At 66.8% G+C, this 16,007-nt stretch carries 15 protein-coding genes, 1 tRNA gene, 1 other RNA gene and 1 pseudogene; 15 read left to right on the top strand and 3 right to left on the bottom strand.

Annotated features, from left to right (window positions below):
- The 5 genes from hisF to ACWHYQ_RS02490 all read left to right on the top strand — a co-directional run bounded on the left by hisF (position 1) and on the right by ACWHYQ_RS02490 (position 2,520).
- Positions 1-807, top strand: a complete 807-nt coding sequence (gene hisF, locus ACWHYQ_RS02510) for an imidazole glycerol phosphate synthase subunit HisF (protein ID WP_447974180.1) — start codon at positions 1-3, stop codon at positions 805-807.
- Positions 808-815: 8 nt separating this feature from the next.
- On the top strand, positions 816-1,499 hold the full coding sequence (gene hisIE, locus ACWHYQ_RS02505; protein ID WP_447974179.1) for a bifunctional phosphoribosyl-AMP cyclohydrolase/phosphoribosyl-ATP diphosphatase HisIE: 684 nt from the start codon (positions 816-818) through the stop codon (positions 1,497-1,499).
- Positions 1,496-1,840 carry a histidine triad nucleotide-binding protein gene (locus ACWHYQ_RS02500; RefSeq protein WP_447974178.1) on the top strand — a complete coding sequence of 115 codons (345 nt, stop codon included), beginning with the start codon at positions 1,496-1,498 and terminating at the stop codon, positions 1,838-1,840. The genes hisIE and ACWHYQ_RS02500 overlap by 4 nt, the downstream gene beginning before the upstream one ends.
- A 210-nt stretch (positions 1,841-2,050) precedes the next feature.
- Positions 2,051-2,248 (top strand): hypothetical protein, encoded by a 198-nt coding sequence (locus ACWHYQ_RS02495; RefSeq protein WP_447974177.1) that lies wholly within the window; start codon positions 2,051-2,053, stop codon positions 2,246-2,248.
- Positions 2,224-2,520, top strand: a complete 297-nt coding sequence (locus ACWHYQ_RS02490) for a type II toxin-antitoxin system RelE/ParE family toxin (protein WP_447974176.1) — start codon at positions 2,224-2,226, stop codon at positions 2,518-2,520. The genes ACWHYQ_RS02495 and ACWHYQ_RS02490 overlap by 25 nt, the downstream gene beginning before the upstream one ends.
- A 226-nt stretch (positions 2,521-2,746) precedes the next feature.
- Here ACWHYQ_RS02490 and ACWHYQ_RS02485 read toward each other — a convergent pair whose 3' ends face one another.
- A complete protein-coding gene (locus ACWHYQ_RS02485; RefSeq protein ID WP_447974175.1) occupies positions 2,747-3,676 on the bottom strand; it encodes a transposase in 930 nt (309 codons plus the stop codon).
- 957 nt (positions 3,677-4,633) lie between these two features.
- Between ACWHYQ_RS02485 and ACWHYQ_RS02480 the strand changes: the two genes are divergently transcribed.
- From ACWHYQ_RS02480 to ACWHYQ_RS02455, 6 genes are all read left to right on the top strand, one after another.
- Positions 4,634-5,185: a transposase gene (locus ACWHYQ_RS02480; protein WP_447974174.1), complete on the top strand. Its 552-nt coding sequence runs from the start codon at positions 4,634-4,636 to the stop codon at positions 5,183-5,185.
- Positions 5,068-5,790 (top strand): transposase, encoded by a 723-nt coding sequence (locus ACWHYQ_RS02475; protein WP_447975509.1) that lies wholly within the window; start codon positions 5,068-5,070, stop codon positions 5,788-5,790. Before ACWHYQ_RS02480 ends, ACWHYQ_RS02475 begins: the two co-directional genes overlap by 118 nt.
- Positions 5,791-6,093: 303 nt before the next feature.
- Positions 6,094-7,941 (top strand): DNA primase, encoded by a 1,848-nt coding sequence (gene dnaG / locus ACWHYQ_RS02470; protein ID WP_447974173.1) that lies wholly within the window; start codon positions 6,094-6,096, stop codon positions 7,939-7,941.
- Positions 7,942-7,969: 28 nt separating this feature from the next.
- Positions 7,970-9,775, top strand: a complete 1,806-nt coding sequence (gene rpoD / locus ACWHYQ_RS02465) for an RNA polymerase sigma factor RpoD (protein WP_447974172.1) — start codon at positions 7,970-7,972, stop codon at positions 9,773-9,775.
- 4 nt (positions 9,776-9,779) lie between these two features.
- Positions 9,780-9,856, top strand: a tRNA-Ile gene (locus ACWHYQ_RS02460).
- A 70-nt stretch (positions 9,857-9,926) separates the two neighbouring features.
- The gene (locus ACWHYQ_RS02455) at positions 9,927-10,682 is read left to right on the top strand and encodes a zinc ribbon domain-containing protein (protein ID WP_447974171.1); all 756 of its coding nucleotides are present in this window, start codon (positions 9,927-9,929) and stop codon (positions 10,680-10,682) included.
- Here ACWHYQ_RS02455 and rnhC read toward each other — a convergent pair.
- Positions 10,679-11,347, bottom strand: a complete 669-nt coding sequence (rnhC, locus tag ACWHYQ_RS02450) for a ribonuclease HIII (protein ID WP_447974170.1) — start codon at positions 11,345-11,347, stop codon at positions 10,679-10,681. The two genes, ACWHYQ_RS02455 and rnhC, sit on opposite strands and share 4 nt — an antisense overlap.
- Before the next feature lie 124 nt (positions 11,348-11,471).
- Between rnhC and rnpB the strand changes: the two genes are divergently transcribed.
- An RNA gene (rnpB, locus tag ACWHYQ_RS02445) (RNase P RNA component class A) lies at positions 11,472-11,942 on the top strand.
- 21 nt (positions 11,943-11,963) lie between these two features.
- Here rnpB and ACWHYQ_RS02440 read toward each other — a convergent pair.
- Positions 11,964-12,179 (bottom strand): annotated as a pseudogene (locus ACWHYQ_RS02440) (glutaredoxin family protein); the annotation flags it as partial.
- Between the two features lie 298 nt (positions 12,180-12,477).
- Here ACWHYQ_RS02440 and ilvB point away from each other — a divergent pair.
- From ilvB to ilvC, 3 genes are all read left to right on the top strand, one after another.
- Positions 12,478-14,307: a biosynthetic-type acetolactate synthase large subunit gene (gene ilvB, locus ACWHYQ_RS02435; protein WP_447974169.1), complete on the top strand. Its 1,830-nt coding sequence runs from the start codon at positions 12,478-12,480 to the stop codon at positions 14,305-14,307.
- A gap of 73 nt (positions 14,308-14,380) precedes the next feature.
- Positions 14,381-14,899: an acetolactate synthase small subunit gene (gene ilvN / locus ACWHYQ_RS02430; RefSeq protein ID WP_447974168.1), complete on the top strand. Its 519-nt coding sequence runs from the start codon at positions 14,381-14,383 to the stop codon at positions 14,897-14,899.
- 85 nt (positions 14,900-14,984) lie between these two features.
- Entirely contained in the window at positions 14,985-15,998 is a 1,014-nt protein-coding gene (gene ilvC / locus ACWHYQ_RS02425; protein ID WP_447974167.1) for a ketol-acid reductoisomerase, read from the top strand.
- The last annotated feature ends 9 nt before the right edge of the window (positions 15,999-16,007 follow it).

Here is a 16,007-nt window from a genome sequence, read left to right as displayed (position 1 = left end):
ATGTTGACCAAGCGCATCATTCCCTGTCTCGACGTGAAGGACGGCCGGGTCGTCAAGGGCGTCTCCTTCGTGAACCTGCGGGACGCCGGCGATCCTGTCGAAGTCGCGCGCCTCTATGATCAGGAGGGGGCGGACGAACTCTGCTTCCTCGACATCACGGCTTCCTACGAGAACCGGAAAACGATCCTGGACGTGGTGGCACGGACGGCCGAACAGGTCTTCATGCCGCTGACCGTCGGCGGCGGCGTTCGGACCCTGGAGGATGTTCGGGCGCTGCTGCGCGCCGGAGCGGACAAGGTCAGCATCAACACGGCGGCGGTCGAGCGACCGGAGTTCGTCAAGGAGGCGGCGGAGCGGTTCGGTACCCAGTGCATCGTGGTCGCGATTGATGCCAAGCGTCGCAGGAACGAGGGCCCGGCGGGCGGGCGCCGTGGCTGGGAGGTGTTCACGCACGGGGGGCGCCGGCCGACCGGGCTGGATGCAGTCGAATGGGCCCGTCGCATGGAGGCGCTCGGGGCCGGGGAGATCCTGCTCACCAGCATGGACCAGGACGGCCGGCAGGACGGCTACGACCTGGAGCTGACGGCGGCGGTCTCCGGGACGGTCACGATCCCGGTGATCGCCTCGGGCGGGGCCGGGACGCTGGCGCACCTCTACGAGGGCTTCGCGCGGGGCCGGGCCGACGCGGTGCTGGCCGCCTCGATCTTCCATTACCGGACCTACACGATCCCGCAGGCCAAGGCCTACCTGAGCGAGCGGGGCATCCCCGTCAGACCGGTGGGGGCCGGCGTCTCCGCCGGCCGGTGAGCGTGACCATGGTGGATGTGAGCCGGATCCAGTTCGACGAGCAGGGGCTCCTGCCCGCGGTCGTGCAGGACTGGCGGGACGGCAGCGTGCTCATGCTCGGCTACATGAACCGGGAGGCCCTCGAGCGGACGCTCGCCACGGGCCGGGTGCACTTCTGGAGCCGCTCGCGGAGCCGTCTCTGGGAGAAGGGCGAGACCTCCGGGAACCGGCTCCTGCTCAGGGATCTGTTCCTGGACTGCGACGGCGACACGCTGCTGGTCAAGGCCGAGCCGGTGGGCCCGACCTGCCACACGGGGGAGCGCGCCTGCTTCTTCACCAGGCTCGGGCAGGATGGAACGCCGGAAGCCAGCAAGACCACCGACGCCTTCGGCGGGATCCTGGAGCGCATCGCCGCCATCATCGCCGAGCGCCGCCGATCGCCGAATCCGGATTCGTACGTGGCCAAGCTCTTCGCCGGCGGCGAGGACCGGATCCTCAAAAAGGTCGTCGAGGAAGCGGGCGAGGTCGTGCTGGCGGCGAAGGGCGGCAAGCGCGAGGACATCGTCTACGAGGCCGCGGACCTCCTGTTCCACACGCTGCTCGTGCTCGGCTATCACGGCATCGCGCTGGAGGCCATCTATCAGGAGCTGGCCGGCCGGTTCGGGAAGTCCGGCCTGCGCCAAGGGGGAAGCCCGGAGGGAGCCCAACCGTGAGCGACTGCATCTTCTGCAAGATCGCCGAGCGGCAGATTCCCGCCAAGATCGTCCACGAGGACGACAGCTGCCTGGCCTTCGACGACATCAACCCGCAGGCGCCGGTCCATGCGCTGATCATCCCCAAGCGCCACGCCGCCTCCTTGGCCGAGCTGACCGAGGCTGACACCGGCCTGCTTGGCCATCTGCTGCTGACCGGCAGCCGGGTCGCCAAGCAGAAGGGGATCGCCGAGGGCGGGTACCGGCTCGTCATCAACACCGGCCGGAACGGCGGCCAGACGGTCTTCCACCTCCACGTCCATCTCCTGGGCGGCCGCCACATGACCTGGCCGCCGGGGTGAGCCGCATTCGTCGCCGTCAAGAGGGCGCTGCCGCCGAGCACCAGGCCCAGCCGCCCGTCGTGCCCGCCAGGCCCCCGCCTCCTGCCCATCCGTTCCACCCGCGGCACAAGCGGGAACCGCGCTGCAATTGATCATCATCTTTTGCCCTATTTCTCTCCGCGGGGAAATTGGCTATAGTAGCCGTCGTCGGTCTCAATGCAGGAGGGTCGGATGGGAAGGGAAAAGGCCGAAGCCCTGGGGCTGATTCGCAAGCTGCCGGATGACGTGACGACGGATGCCAGTATGGAAGAGATCTTTTTCAAGAGGCAGGTGGATCGGGGATTGCGAGATGTGGCTGAGGGGCGAGTGCTGACCCACCAAGAGCTCAAGGAAAGACTGGCGCAATGGCGGAAGTCCGCTGGTCGCTGACCGCCAGTCGGGATCTGCAGGACCTCGAAGAGTTCATTGCCCGCGATTTTATCCTCCACGCAATCAATTTCAGCGATCGGATCGTCGAGTCCGCTGAAGCGCTCCAAAGCGCTCCGCAGCGCGGCCGGGTCGTACGGAGTTTGGGCTGGCACACAGAGAGGCCGCGGCGGACGAATGGCGGACAGACCGAGCGGGTCCTGTCGCCGAACACCCCGTCTGTCCTTGCTCCACCCATCCCCCCGTGGGAGCGCGTCTCCTTATCGACTGTTTAGCCTGGTTCGGATGAGGGATGCGCTTGAGCTTGAACCAGGTGATAGGCATGCGAGAGAAGAGGGGTCAAGTCCGCCAATTGCTGGAAATTGGATCGAGGATGCCCGACCTGGTCAGCAGTGAACTGACTCTGTCCGACCGCTCCGAGCTGTCGAATGCCCCCGAGGGTTGCCTCGCGGCGCCCTCCGATCGTGCGTTCTCGGGCCAATGCGGCGGTCGCTTTGCTCGCTAGTCTTTGCGAGGCGCCTTCGTGAGCGGTGCGTGACGCGTGGCGTGCGCGGCCTGGAGTGGGGCTCGCAGCTGGGTCAACTGGCGCGGGGCAAACTCCGTGAGCATGACGCCACGCCAGCGCGCCGCGCCTCGAATCAGCGCGGCCTCCATGAGCGTCAAGCCCGCGCGTTCGCTCGACAGCGTCCCTGCGGCATCGAGTCGCCGCCGTTCCTCGCGCACCCGGCGTTCAAGCAAATTCGTCGTCCGACAGATCCGCCGATGGCGCGGTGGGTGGGGCCGGGGTGCGATGCACGCCGCACAATCCTCTTCGAAGCAGGCGACTGCCGGTAGATAGTCGTGGCCCACACGCGTGCCACCCTCTTCGCGAGCGGCCCGGGCCCACGCTACCGACGGCGCGAGATAGGCCGCCCGGGCGGCCGCCGCACCTTCCGCCCGGATCTCGTCGGGGCGCTTCGCCAGCAGGTGGCGCATCCGATGGGCCAGGCCCCGCTGCCGCCGCGACGCCGGAAAACACTCCTCCACCGCCCGGCTCAGCCCCGGCGCGCCATCCGTGACCACGAGCACCGGGGTGCTTCGGCCGCGCCGTTTGAGGGTTCCCCACAACTCGCGACAGCAGTCGGGGGATTCTTGGGTCCCGGGCGCCACATGCAGCCGCACCTTCTGGCCCTCCTCAGTGATGGCCCCGGCCACGAGCACGGCCGCGCGCGCCGCGCCCGGCCGCAGCCGTTCGGCAAGCCCCTCCAGCAACAGCGAGCGTGGCGTGATGGCGCGGCGGGCCCGGGTGGCACACGCCTCCTCTTCGGCCCAGCGCGCTTCCGTGCTCTCCGACCCCGCGGGGCGTGCCAGCCGGGATCGCCCGTCGGCGTCGGTGCCCCGCGCTTCAAGATCGCGGGGCGAGCAGCCCCGGGCAACGAGGTCCAGGCCCAAGCGCGTCCGTGGGGGCGTGCGCCCGTTGAGCCGCCGGCGGCGGGCCTGGAGCAGGGCGGGTGGGACCGCGCGCCTTTGGGGAACTGCCTACCGCCCTTCTCCTGCGCGCGTCGCCAGCCGGTCGGTACGGGGGCCCTGGCGGTAGCCCGGCGCCCCCACAGGGCGGCGCGCATAGTCATCGCGCCCGCCCGTCTCGCGCCCCGCGGCTTCCCATGCCTCCTCAATCACCCGTTGCATGCCCAGTTTGACGAGGGCCGCCTGGGGATCCTCCTCGGGGCCCTCCTCGAGCACCTTACGAATCGCTTCCTGGGTGCGCGCTGATGGGGTACTCTCTGCATGGGGTGTCCCTCCTTTCCGTTAGGCAGTCCGAGTCTAGCACTCGGGCGAGGGCCCCCTTCTTTTTCCCGCAAGTCTAGGACATCACCAAGAGCAGTTTGCCCTATTCCTTTGCTGAAGTGCCCGGAGTGCATATCCCTGATATAGTCGAATGGTTCGGCGAATATCTCGCGCTCAGAGCAGTTGAATCCTGGGCTCAAACGATGCGCGCTTAATCAAATGCAGGTCAGTCTACAACTCTGGTCTATGACCACAGCTCTGGAGCGCATGGAGGGGACTAACGCAACCACGCATTGAGTGTCTCGCCGACCGGCACGAAGCCTTGAAGGCGACAGGCTTTCAAACGGCCTGTCGCTGGTCTGTTTTTAGGGCGGCTGGAAGGGATGCACTCGGAGGCGGGCGGCATGGCGGGAGCGGGACATCTGGGGCGGTGGGGCGCCGCGAGCCGTTCTGCTGGTCCGGTGAGGCGAGCGGCCGACAGTACGACGTGGATGGCCGCAAGGGGACAACGCATCATGCCCCCACCGGAGCAGTTCGCCCTTATACTGCTCCCCTGAGCGAGTGGACACTTTGGAGAGTGAGTGGTAAGGGATCATATCACTCAACGAGGAGGTGTCCAACATGAAGGGGCGTCACTGGACTGCGGAAGAGCAACGGGCCATTGTCCTGGAAGGAATCAAAGGGGCCAAGCCGGTCGCGGAGATCTGTCGGGAGCACCAGATGGCCCAGACCCAATACTACCAGTGGCGGGATCGCTTCCTGGAAGGGGGCCAGCGGGCCTTGACCAACGGACTCCCTGCGAGAGAGGAGGCTCTCAAGCGGGAGATCGAGAAGCTCCAGCGCCTGATCGGCAAGCAGGCTGTGGCCATTGAGCTGGTAAAACAAACGGACGAGCTGGTCGGGAGGCGGGTGATCCTGGTGGACGCGTTGCGCGAGGCCGGGTGGTCGGCGGCGACGGCCTGCCGGCTGGTCGGGCTCAGTCGCAGCGGCTATGACGCGGCTCGGCATGCACGCCGCCCCCCGTGCCGGTCCCAGATCCCTCGGATCAGGCGCTCCTGGAGCGAATCCGTGCGGTCACCGAGGCCCATCCCTGCTGGGGCGATCGGCGGGTCTGGGCCTGGCTCCGGGATCGGGAGGGCCTCCTGGTCAACAAGAAGCGGGTCTATCGGCTGATGCGGGAAGTGGGCTTGACCATCAAGCGGGCGTCGCATGCGGCAACACGGACCCCGAAGGCGAAACCCCAGGCCACCCGGCCTCGGCAGTTCTGGGGGATCGACAGGACGACGTGCCTGATCCCGGCGCTGGGCTGGGCGTCCTTGGTCATCGTGCTGGACTGGTACACGAAGAAGATCGTCGGCTGGGACCTGGCCCTCCGCAGTCGCCGGCAGGAGTGGGAGGCGGCCCTCCTGATGGGCGTGCAGTCGGAATTCCCGCAGGGCGTGCGGGGGGCCGGGCTGACGCGGGGCTCCGACAACGGGAGCCAACCGACGGCGACCGGCTTCCTGGCGGCCATGAGCCTGTTGGGAATCGAGCCGGTCGTCACCAGCTATGACAATCCCAAGGGGAATGCCGAGACGGAGCGCCTGATGCGCACGATCAAGGAGGAGCTGCTCTGGCTGCGGGCGTGCACCAGCCTAGAAGAGGCGCGGGCGGCGATCGGCCACTGGATCACGGTGGAGGACCACCAGCGCGACGTCCACTCGGCGCTCGGCTCCAAGAGCCCGCTGGAGTTCGAAGCCATGCTCGGCGTGCAGGAGGTGGCACAAGCCGCTGCGTAGGATGACTCACTCTCAGCACGATAAAAAGTGTCTTGACAAACGGGGAGCATTACACCCTTCGTCAGCCGCCGTCCTTATCCTTATGTCTGATGGTGGCAAAGAATCCGAATCCGGAGAAGGCAGGCGAGAATTTGCTTGGGGGCGCCCAAGGTCCTGGCCGCCGGGCCGGCATCCCTGGTTCCATTGACAATCCGCAGAGCCGTTTGCTATAGTCCCCTGTCTTTCTTTTTGATTTTTCAATCCTTTCCACACGTATCGCAACAGGTCGGGTTCGAGGCCGCGCGGAGGGGAGTGGGATCGCCGGTGACGCAGGGCCTCATTCCTCAAGACATCATCGAGCTGATTCGAGAACGGACCGACATCGCTGAGGTGGTGTCGGGATACGTGACCCTCACCAGAGCCGGGCAGAACCTCAAGGGCCTCTGCCCCTTCCACTCCGAGAAGACGCCCTCCTTCAACGTGAGCCCTTCCCGGCAGATCTTCCACTGCTTCGGCTGTGGGGTCGGCGGCAACGTCTTCACCTTCCTGATGAAGATCGAGGGCAAGGACTTTCCCGAGGCGGTGCGCGAGCTGGGGCGGCGTGCGGGGATTGCCGTGCCGGAGCAGGTCCAGGGCGAGCGGACGGCCGGGGCGGGCGCGCGGGAGCGCGAGCGATTGCACCGGATCAACGAGGCGGCGGCAGGCTTCTTCCACCAGGCCCTCCTGGACCCGGCAGCGGGCCGGGAGGCGCTCGCGTACTTGACCAGCCGTGGCATTCAACGGCAGACGATCGAAGCCTTTCAGCTCGGCTTGGCGCCGCCAGGCTGGGATGGACTGCTCACGCACTTGACCAAGGAGGGCTACGCGCCAGCCGAGGTAAGCCAGGCTGGGCTCGCGGTCCCGAAGGAGCCGGCCGGGCGCGGCACCAAGGCCGCGGCCGGCTATTACGACCGATTCCGCGCCCGCCTGATGTTTCCCATCCGGGACCTGCGGAGCCGGGTGATCGGCTTCGGGGGCCGCGTGCTGGGCGAGGGGATGCCCAAGTATCTCAACTCGCCAGATTCCCCGCTCTTCCAGAAGGGGCGCTGCCTCTACGCGCTGGACCGGGCCCGGGAGGCGGCGGCGCGCCTGGGTACGCTCGTGATTGTCGAGGGCTATGTGGACGCCATCACCCTCCATCAGTCTGGGCTCACCCACGTCGCCGCGACCTTGGGAACGGCGCTGACGCCGGAGCATCTCCGGCTGCTGCGCCGCCTCGTGACCAAGGTGGTGCTGCTGTTCGATCCCGACGCGGCGGGCGTGCGGGCCGCCTTGCGGACGCTCGACCTGTTCGTCGGGAGCGGGCTCGGCGTGCGCGTGGTCTCGCTTCCGGACGGGCAGGACCCGGACGAGTTCGTGCGGGCCCGGGGGCCTGAGGCGTTCCTCCGGCTCGAGGAGCGGGCGCCGAGCCTGCTCGACTTTGCGGTCGAGCACGCGCTGCGTAGCGCCGGCGCCGACACGATCGAGGAGCGCATCCGGGGGGCGGATGCGGTCCTGCGAATTATCCAGAAGGCAAGTGATCGGCTGGAGCAGGAGGAGTATCTCCGACGGGTCGCGGAGCGGCTCGGGGTCAACCAGCAGCGGCTCATCGAGCGGTATCCGGCCCTGCGCGAACGGGAGCGGCGCGGCGCGCAGAGTCCAGGGCGGCCGCCGGCCGCCGCGCCGGTGGCGGCGCCCGCCAAGGGTCGCCGGGCGGAGCGGGACCTTGTCCATCTGTTGCTGCAGGGCAAGCTCGGCCCGGCCCAGGTCCGCGCGCTGAACCCGGAGGCATTTACGGATCCGGCCTATCGGCGGATCGTCGAGCTGGCCCTCGGCCGGCTGGACCGCGACGGCCGCGTCCTGGTCGCGGCCGTGCTCGCCGAGGCCGTCCCCGATCCGCGCTGCGGCCCCGTCGCCACCGAGCTGTCCCTGCTGGACGGCCACTACGACGATGTTGCGGCCCACGTGGCCGGATGCCTGGAGACCCTCGAGCGGACGCGACGGGAAGAGCTGTTGGAGGAGCTGATCGTGCGGCTCCGGGCGGCCGAGCGCGAGGGCCGGACCGAGGATGCGACCCGGCTGCGTGCCCAGCTCAACGAGTTGCGGCTCCGCAAGGCGGTCCGCCCGAGCGCCGTGCAGACGATCCGGGGGTAGGCTGGAGGGAAGAGGGGGGGACGTCCATATGCCGAAAGAAGAACTGCTCGGAGAGGTCAAGAAGCTGATCTCCCTCGGGAAAGAGAAGGGGTTCCTCACCTACGACGAGCTGAACAGTACGTTGCCCGCCGAGATGGTGTCCTCCGAGCAGCTCAACAACCTGATGACGATCTTCGGTGAGATGGACATCGAGGTCATTGACGCGGCGGAGAGCGAGCGCTACCAGGAGAAGGCCGAGGCCGAGGAGGTCGCCGAGGAGGCGGAGGAGAGTGAGGATCTGGAGGAGGGGGAGAAGGAGATTGACCTGACCCCCGGGGTGCTCAGCCGCACCGATGATCCGGTCCGCCTGTACCTCAAGGAGATGGGCAGCGTCGCGCTGCTCAGCCGGGAGGGAGAGATCGAGATCGCCAAGCGGATCGAGGAGGGCAAGAAGGACATCGCCTCGGCGGTCTTCGGCATGCCGATGACCATCCAGTACGTCCTGTCGCTCCGAGACCAGCTCAAGGCTGGCAAGATCAACGTCCGCGAGATCGTCTCCGTCAATGAGGAGGAGTTCGAGGAGACCGACGAGGTCGTCGAACGTGACGACGAGGAGCTGAAGGATCGCACGCTTGAGGCGCTCAACCGGGTCCGCAAGGCGTCCCGCTCCCTCATGACTCTCTACGAGAAGGCCCGGAAGATCGGGCACGATCCCGCCAAGCAGCTCCGCATCCGGCGGCAGATCAAGGAAGCCCGCCGCGAGGTCGTGGAAAAGATCGAGGGGATCAACCTCCATCAAACACTCAAGGAACGCCTGGTGCAGCGGGTGCGGGACCTCGCGCAGGAAATCCGAGAGGCCGAACGCGAGATCGCCCAGTGCCAGCGCAAGCTCGGTGTGGCCGGGGAGGCGGGTGCGGAGCTGTTGCGGCGGCTGGGGCGGTCGCGGCGCGATTTCCTCGCGGTGCGCCGCAAGACCGCTCTCTCCGAAGAGACGCTCCAGGAGATCAAGAAGACCTACCAGAACGCGCGGGGCCGGATCCGCCAGCTCGAGACCGAGCAGGCGCTCGTCTCCGCCGACGAGATCAAGGAGGCGGTCCGCAGCCTCGACCTAGCCGAGGAGAAGGTGAAGCGTGGCAAGGCGGAGCTCGTGGAGGCTAACCTGCGGCTCGTTGTCAGCATCGCCAAGAAGTACACGAACCGGGGGCTCCAGTTCCTGGACCTGATCCAGGAGGGCAACATCGGCTTGATGAAGGCGGTGGACAAGTTCGAGTACAAGCGCGGCTACAAGTTCAGCACCTACGCGACCTGGTGGATTCGGCAGGCGATTACGCGGGCCATCGCCGATCAGGCCCGCACGATCCGGATCCCGGTGCACATGATCGAGACGATCAACAAGCTCATCCGCGTGTCGCGCCACCTGGTTCAGAAGCTGGGCCGCGAGCCGACCCCCGAGGAGATCGCCGAGCGGATGGACCTGCCGCTCGACAAGGTCCGCAAGATCCTGAAGATCGCCCGGGAGCCCATCTCGCTGGAGACGCCGATCGGCGAGGAGGAGGACAGCCATCTGGGCGATTTCATCGAGGACAAGAAGGCGATCTCGCCGCTGGACGCGGCGATCCGCTACGACCTGCAACGGCAGATCAACAGCGCCCTGGAGACGTTGACGCCTCGCGAGGAGAAGGTGCTCCGGAAGCGGTTCGGGATCGGCGAGAGCACGGACCACACGCTCGAGGAGGTGGGGCAGGACTTCGAGGTCACTCGCGAGCGGATCCGGCAGATTGAGGCCAAGGCGCTCCGGAAGCTCCGCCACCCGAGCCGTAGCAAGAAGCTCCGGAGCTTCGTCGAGAGCCTGTGAACGCGGGCCCATAGCTCAGGTGGTCAGAGCGGCTGACTCATAATCAGTTGGTCCCAGGTTCGAGTCCTGGTGGGCCCACCACCCGTTCGGGCCGGGCGGTCCCGTTCGTGGCCGCGCGAGACCTGGTCCCGAGACGACCGCAGAGGCAGCATTGAATCCCCAGCTTCCCGCGCTCATCGAGCTGCAGACCCTCGATCTGAAGATCCTGGAGGTCCGGGAGCACCAGCGGAAGACCCCGGAGCTAATCCAGGCCGCCGAAGCTCCGCTCAAGGAAGCCCGGGCCCGCCTGGCGGAGGTCGCCAAGTCGCTGGAGGCGTTGACCAAGGAGCGCCGGGACCGCGAGCGTGAGCTGGAAGCCCATGAGGCGCAGGTGGAGAAGCTCCGCGGCCGGCTGAGCGAGCTGAAGACGAACAAGGAGTACCAGGCCCACCTGTTCGAGATCGAGATGGCGAACCGGCGGAAGGGGGAGATCGAGGAGCAGATCCTCCTCCTGATGGAGCGGATCGAGAAGGACCAGCAGGAACTCCGCCAGGTGGAGAGCCGGGCTACCGAGGCCGAGCGGGTGTTCGTGCAGGAAAAGGCCAGGCTGGAGGCGACCGCGGCCGCGCTCACGTCCGAGCTCGCCGAACTCGAAGCGCGCCAACGGGCGGCCGCCCGCAGGCTGGAGCAGACCTTGCTCGACCGCTACGCCAAGCTCAAGGCGACCCGGAAGGACCTGGCTGTGGTCCCGGTTCGAGACGGCATCTGCCAGGGCTGCCGGCTCCAGCTTCCGCCGCAGCTCGTGGCGGAGGTCAAGCGCTCCGAGGATCTCGTGGTGTGCAGCTACTGCCAGCGGATCCTCTACTGGGACGGGGAGCCGGTCACGATCGCGGCCCGGGTCCCGGAGGCGGATGAGGACGCGGATTAGGCCTCCGACCCCGCGGCGAGCACCGCCTGGGTCGTCCTGAAGTGCAGCTTGGCGACCGCGCGGAGCCGCTCCCGCCCGTGTTTCTTCACCACCATCCGCGCGGCCAGCTCCACGGCGCTGGAGGCCCCCTTCGGCAGGGTCGTACCCACCTCCTCCGATAGCCGCTTCAAGCGCAGCAGGAACTCGGCGCGGGCCAGGATGGAGGCGGCGGCCACCGCCAGGTCCGCCTCGGCCTTGGGCCGCTGCACGAGCCGAATCCGCTTGCCCTTCTCCAGCAGGGCGTTGAGGACGAACCGCTCGTCGCCGAACTGGTCCGAGATCGCAAGCGCGCAGTCCACCCGCTCGAGCAGGTTCTCCAGCGCGCGGGCGTGGCCCCAAGCCAGGAGCCGGTTCAGGTTCCGGATCTTCTCGTACAGTTCGTTGTAGCGCTGCGGGCCGATCGCGACGACGCTGTGCGGGCACACCAGCCGGATATCCGGGGCCATCTCCAGGATGCGGCCGTCCGCGATCCGCTTGCTGTCCCGGACTGCCATGAGCCGGAGATCGCTCTCCGCCGCGCGGTCCACGAACACGGCGGCGATCACGAGCGGGCCGAAGTAGTCGCCCTTGCCGGACTCGTCAATGCCGATCCGGCCGCGCTCCGATTCGGGGAGAGACTCGGCCACGAGGGCTTCAGGAGGTGACAGGGTGGGCACGCGGCATCGGGGGACGTACTGTAGCAGAGCACCCGCGCCCGGTCAATCGGACTTGCGCCGGGGCGGCCCGGCCAGTATACTGAGCGGGCGCGGCGGAGAGGGCCGGGTGGTCGCTCGCCGGGTACCCGCTTTGCGGGTGACTGCTTTGCGGGTGCGCGTGCGGGAGGAAAGTCCGGACTCCATGGGCAGGGCGCTGGGTAATCCCCAGGCGGAGCGATCCGACACCGGCGCCACAGAGAACAGACCGCCGATGGCCGAGCGGGGGGCTCGCGCCTGGGATGGACCGCGCGGGCTCCGGTCGGATCAGGCAAGGGTGAAACGGCGGGGTAAGAGCCCACCGCGTCTGTGGCGACACAGACGGCACGGCAAGCGTCGCCTGGAGCAAGACCAAATAGGAGGACGCCCCGAACCGGCCTGCTGCCGGATCGGGAACGGCTGGCCCGGCCGAAGTCCTCGGGTAGGTCGCTTGAAGCCCGGGGCAACCCGGGTTCCAGAGAAATGATCACCCCCGCGTCGGGATCCATCCGAGGCGGGACAGAATCCGGCTTACAGACCCTCTCCACCGCGCCCTTTTGATCGCCCGCCGGAAGTCGTCCGCCGACACCCTTCCTGCGAAGGTCTCCACGCCGTCAATCAGGATCACGGGAATTCGCGAGCCGTACCGTGCCTCGAGGCCGGGGTCGGCGGCCACATCCTGATCGCGCAGCGCGAACGGCTCCGTAAGCTGGACGAGCTTGACGGTGGCGAGGGCTACCTCGCAGAGGTGGCATCCCTGGCGGGACAGCACGGTGACCTCGACCATGGTCCTCCTGGTTTCCTGCGCCGCGGTGGTTCCGGGCGGGCGCATGTGGCGCTACGGTACCCGATTTCCTCCGGTGGCTCAACCGATGCTTCGGGCCTGTGCGGGCCGCCGCTCAGGAAGACTTGGGGAAACCGCTGAGATTTCCATTGACGCGCCCGCAGGGGCAATGCTAAGATCACGAAACCTTTTTCTTTGTTTTTCACGCATTTGAAGGTCCCTGGCAATTCGCCGATCGGCACATCTGGGGTCGGGGGCGGGCGGGTAGTCCGCTTCTGTGCCCGCTGGTCATGAGGGAGCGATGAAACTCACCGGCGCCGAGATTTTCGTAGAGTGTCTCAAGCGGGAAGGGGTCAAGACCATCTTCGCCCTGCCTGGGGGCGTGGTGCTGAAAATCTTCGACGTCCTCCATCAGCAGAAGGACATTGAGGTCATCCTCGCGCGCCATGAACAGGGGGCCGGGCACATGGCGGAAGGCTATGCGAAAGCGACCGGAAAGGCGGGGGTGGCGCTGGTGACCTCGGGCCCCGGCATGTCCAACGTCGTCACGGCGCTCGTGGATGCCTACATGGACTCGGTCCCGCTCGTCGTCTTCTCCGGGCAAGTGCCCACCAACCTGATCGGCAACGACGCCTTCCAGGAGGCCGACAATATCGGCTTGAGCCGGCCCTGCACCAAGTACAACTTCCTGGTCAAGGACGTCAACGACCTGGCGGTGACGATCAAGGAGGCGTTCTACATCGCGACGACCGGCCGGCCGGGCCCGGTGCTGGTGGACATCCCCAAGGACGTCTCCATGAACAAGGGGGACTTCAAGTACCCGGGGTCCGTCTCGATCCGGGGCTACAACCCCACCTACGACGGGAACAAGTGGCAGATCAAGCAGGCCGCCGAAGCGATCATGAAGGCCAAGAAGCCGATCCTCTATGTCGGCGGCGGCGTGGTGTTCTCCGGCGCCTCCGAGGAGCTGATCGAACTGGCCGAGATGACGACCATCCCGGTGGATCTCACGCTCATGGCGTTGGGCGCGTTTCCCGGTGAGCATCCGCTCTGCCTGGGGATGATGGGGATGCACGGCACCTACTGGGCGAACATGGCCGTGCACTACTCGGACCTCGTGATCGCTGTCGGGGCGCGGTTCGACGACCGCGTGACGGGCAAGGTCTCGGAGTTCTGCCCCTACGCCAAGATCATCCACATTGACATTGATCCTACGTCCATCCGGAAGAACATCAACGTGGACATCCCGATCGTGGGCGACTGCAAGCGGGTGCTGCGGGAGCTGAACAACATCCTCAAGGCCACGGTCAACGGCGACCAGAAGGAGCTGCGGAAGCCCTGGTGGGACCAGATCAACGAGTGGAAGCAGGCGCACCCGTTGCGGTATGAGCAGGATCCGAACGGCCCGATCAAACCGCAGCACCTGATCAAGCGCCTGTACGAGCTGACCAAGGACCGGGACCCGATCGTGTCCACCGATGTCGGTCAGCATCAGATGTGGGCCGCCCAGTACTTCAAGCTGGCCAAGCCGCGCCGCTGGCTGACCTCCGGCGGGCTGGGCACCATGGGCTTCGGGTTCCCGGCTGCGATGGGGGCGCAGGCGGCGTTCCGCGACAAGCTGGTTCTCTGCATCGCCGGCGACGGGAGCGTCCAGATGAACATGCAGGAACTGGCCACGGCCGTCGTCCACAAGCTGCCGGTCAAGATCTTTATCGTCAACAACCGGTACCACGGCATGGTGCGGCAATGGCAGGACCTGTTTTACGAGGGACGCTACGCGTCCAGCTACCTGGACGTGGTGCCTGACTTCGTGAAGCTGGCCGAGGCGTACGGCGCGACGGGGCTCCGCGCGACCCAGGTCTCGGAGGTGGACGACATTATCAAGGCGGCCCTTGCGGCCGAGGGGCCAGTGGTCGTGGATGTGCCGGTGGATCAGTATGAGAACTGCTATCCGATGATCCCGGCCGGCGGGTGCAACCACGAGATGATCCTCGAAGATCCGCCCGAGCTGAAGCGGAAAGCACCCGTTGCAGTTGGCCCGTTGCAAGTGGGAGAGCAACGGGCACCCCAGCAACGGGTGCCCGGCGCTGCGGTTGTCCCCGAGGACAAGGACACGGTCTTAACGGCGTAAGCAAGCAGCGGATAGCAGGTAGCGAAAGGTCCAGAGCTGCTGGCTGCTCGCTGTGGGCTCTTGGCTATTTCCAATGGAACACATCATCTCGGTCCTGGTCGAGAACAAGTTCGGCGTGCTGTCGCGAGTGGCGGGCCTGTTCAGCGGCCGGGGCTTCAACATCGAGAGCCTGTCCGTCGCGCCGGCGCTGGATCCGACCACCTCGCTGATGACCATCGTCACCAAGGGGGATGACCGGATCATCGAGCAGATCGTCAAGCAGCTCAACAAACTGATCGACGTCATCAAGGTCGTGGACCTGAACGAAAGCGAGTTCGTCGAGCGCGAGACCGCCCTGATCAAGGTGCACACCAAGCCGGAGGACCGCGCGGAGGCCCTGCGCATCACGGACATCTTCCGCGCCAACGTCATTGACTCGACGCCGAGCACCTACACCATCGAGGTGACGGGCGACATCAAGAAGATCGAGGCCATCATCAACCTGCTGCAACCGCTCGGCATCAAGGAACTGGTCAGGACCGGCCGGGTCGCCATCGCCCGGGAGCCGATCCGGCCGGCCGCGGCGCAGCCCAAGCGGGTCGCCAAAGAGTAGACCGGGCAAGGGGGCCTCCCCCTCGCCGCTCGCCCTGAGTCTGTCGAAGGGTGCCTCACGTCAACTCTGACGGGAGCCAGTCGTCATGAAGATCTTCTACGACGGAGACGCCGATCTCCAGCAGATCCGCAGCCGCAAGGTCGCCATCATTGGGTACGGCAGCCAGGGGCACGCGCACGCCTTGAACCTCAAGGACAGCGGGGTGGACGTGGTCGTAGGGCTCCGGGAAGGGAGTTCCTGGAAGAAGGCCGAGGCGAGCGGGCTTAAGGTCATGCCGACGGCCGACGCGGTCCGGGGCGCCGAGGTGGTGATGCTGCTGGCCCCGGACGAGGCGCAGCCGGCCATCTACCGGAACGACATTGCGCCCAATCTCCGGGACGGCGGCTACCTGGCCTTCGGGCACGGCTTCAACATCCACTTCGGCCAGATCGTGCCGCGCCCGACGGTCAACGTCTTCATGGTCGCCCCCAAGGGGCCGGGTCACCTCGTGCGCTCCGAATACACCAAGGGCAGCGGCGTTCCGATGCTCCTGGCCGTCCACCAGGATCCCGGCGGGATCACCCGCCAGGTCGGCCTGGCTTACGCCTGCGCGATCGGCGGCGGGCGCGCCGGGGTCATCGAGACGACGTTTCGGGAGGAGACCGAGACCGATCTGTTCGGCGAGCAGGTGGTCCTCTGCGGCGGGCTCACGGCGCTGATCCAGGCGGGCTACGAAACCCTGGTGAACGCCGGCTACTCGCCGGAGATGGCCTACTTCGAATGTCTCCACGAGGTCAAACTGATCGTGGACCTGATCTACGAGGGCGGGATCGCCAACATGCGGTACTCCATCAGCACCACCGCCAAGTACGGCGACGTCACGCGCGGCCCGCGGATCATCACCGAGGAGACTAAGAAAGAGATGCGCAAGATCCTCGAGGAGATCCAGAGCGGGCGGTTCGCCCGCGAGTGGGTGCTGGAGAACCAGGCGAACCGGCCGGTGTACAACGCGCTGCTCAAGCAGGGCGAGGCCCATCCGATCGAGGAGGTGGGGGCCCGGTTGCGCGCGATGATGCCCTGGCTCAAGAAAAGCCAGCTCGTGGACAGGAGCAAGAATTGAAAGGGCCCT

It is taken from the genome of Nitrospira sp. Kam-Ns4a (genome assembly GCF_965152595.1).
This window is presented reverse-complemented; position numbering and strand designations above follow the sequence as displayed.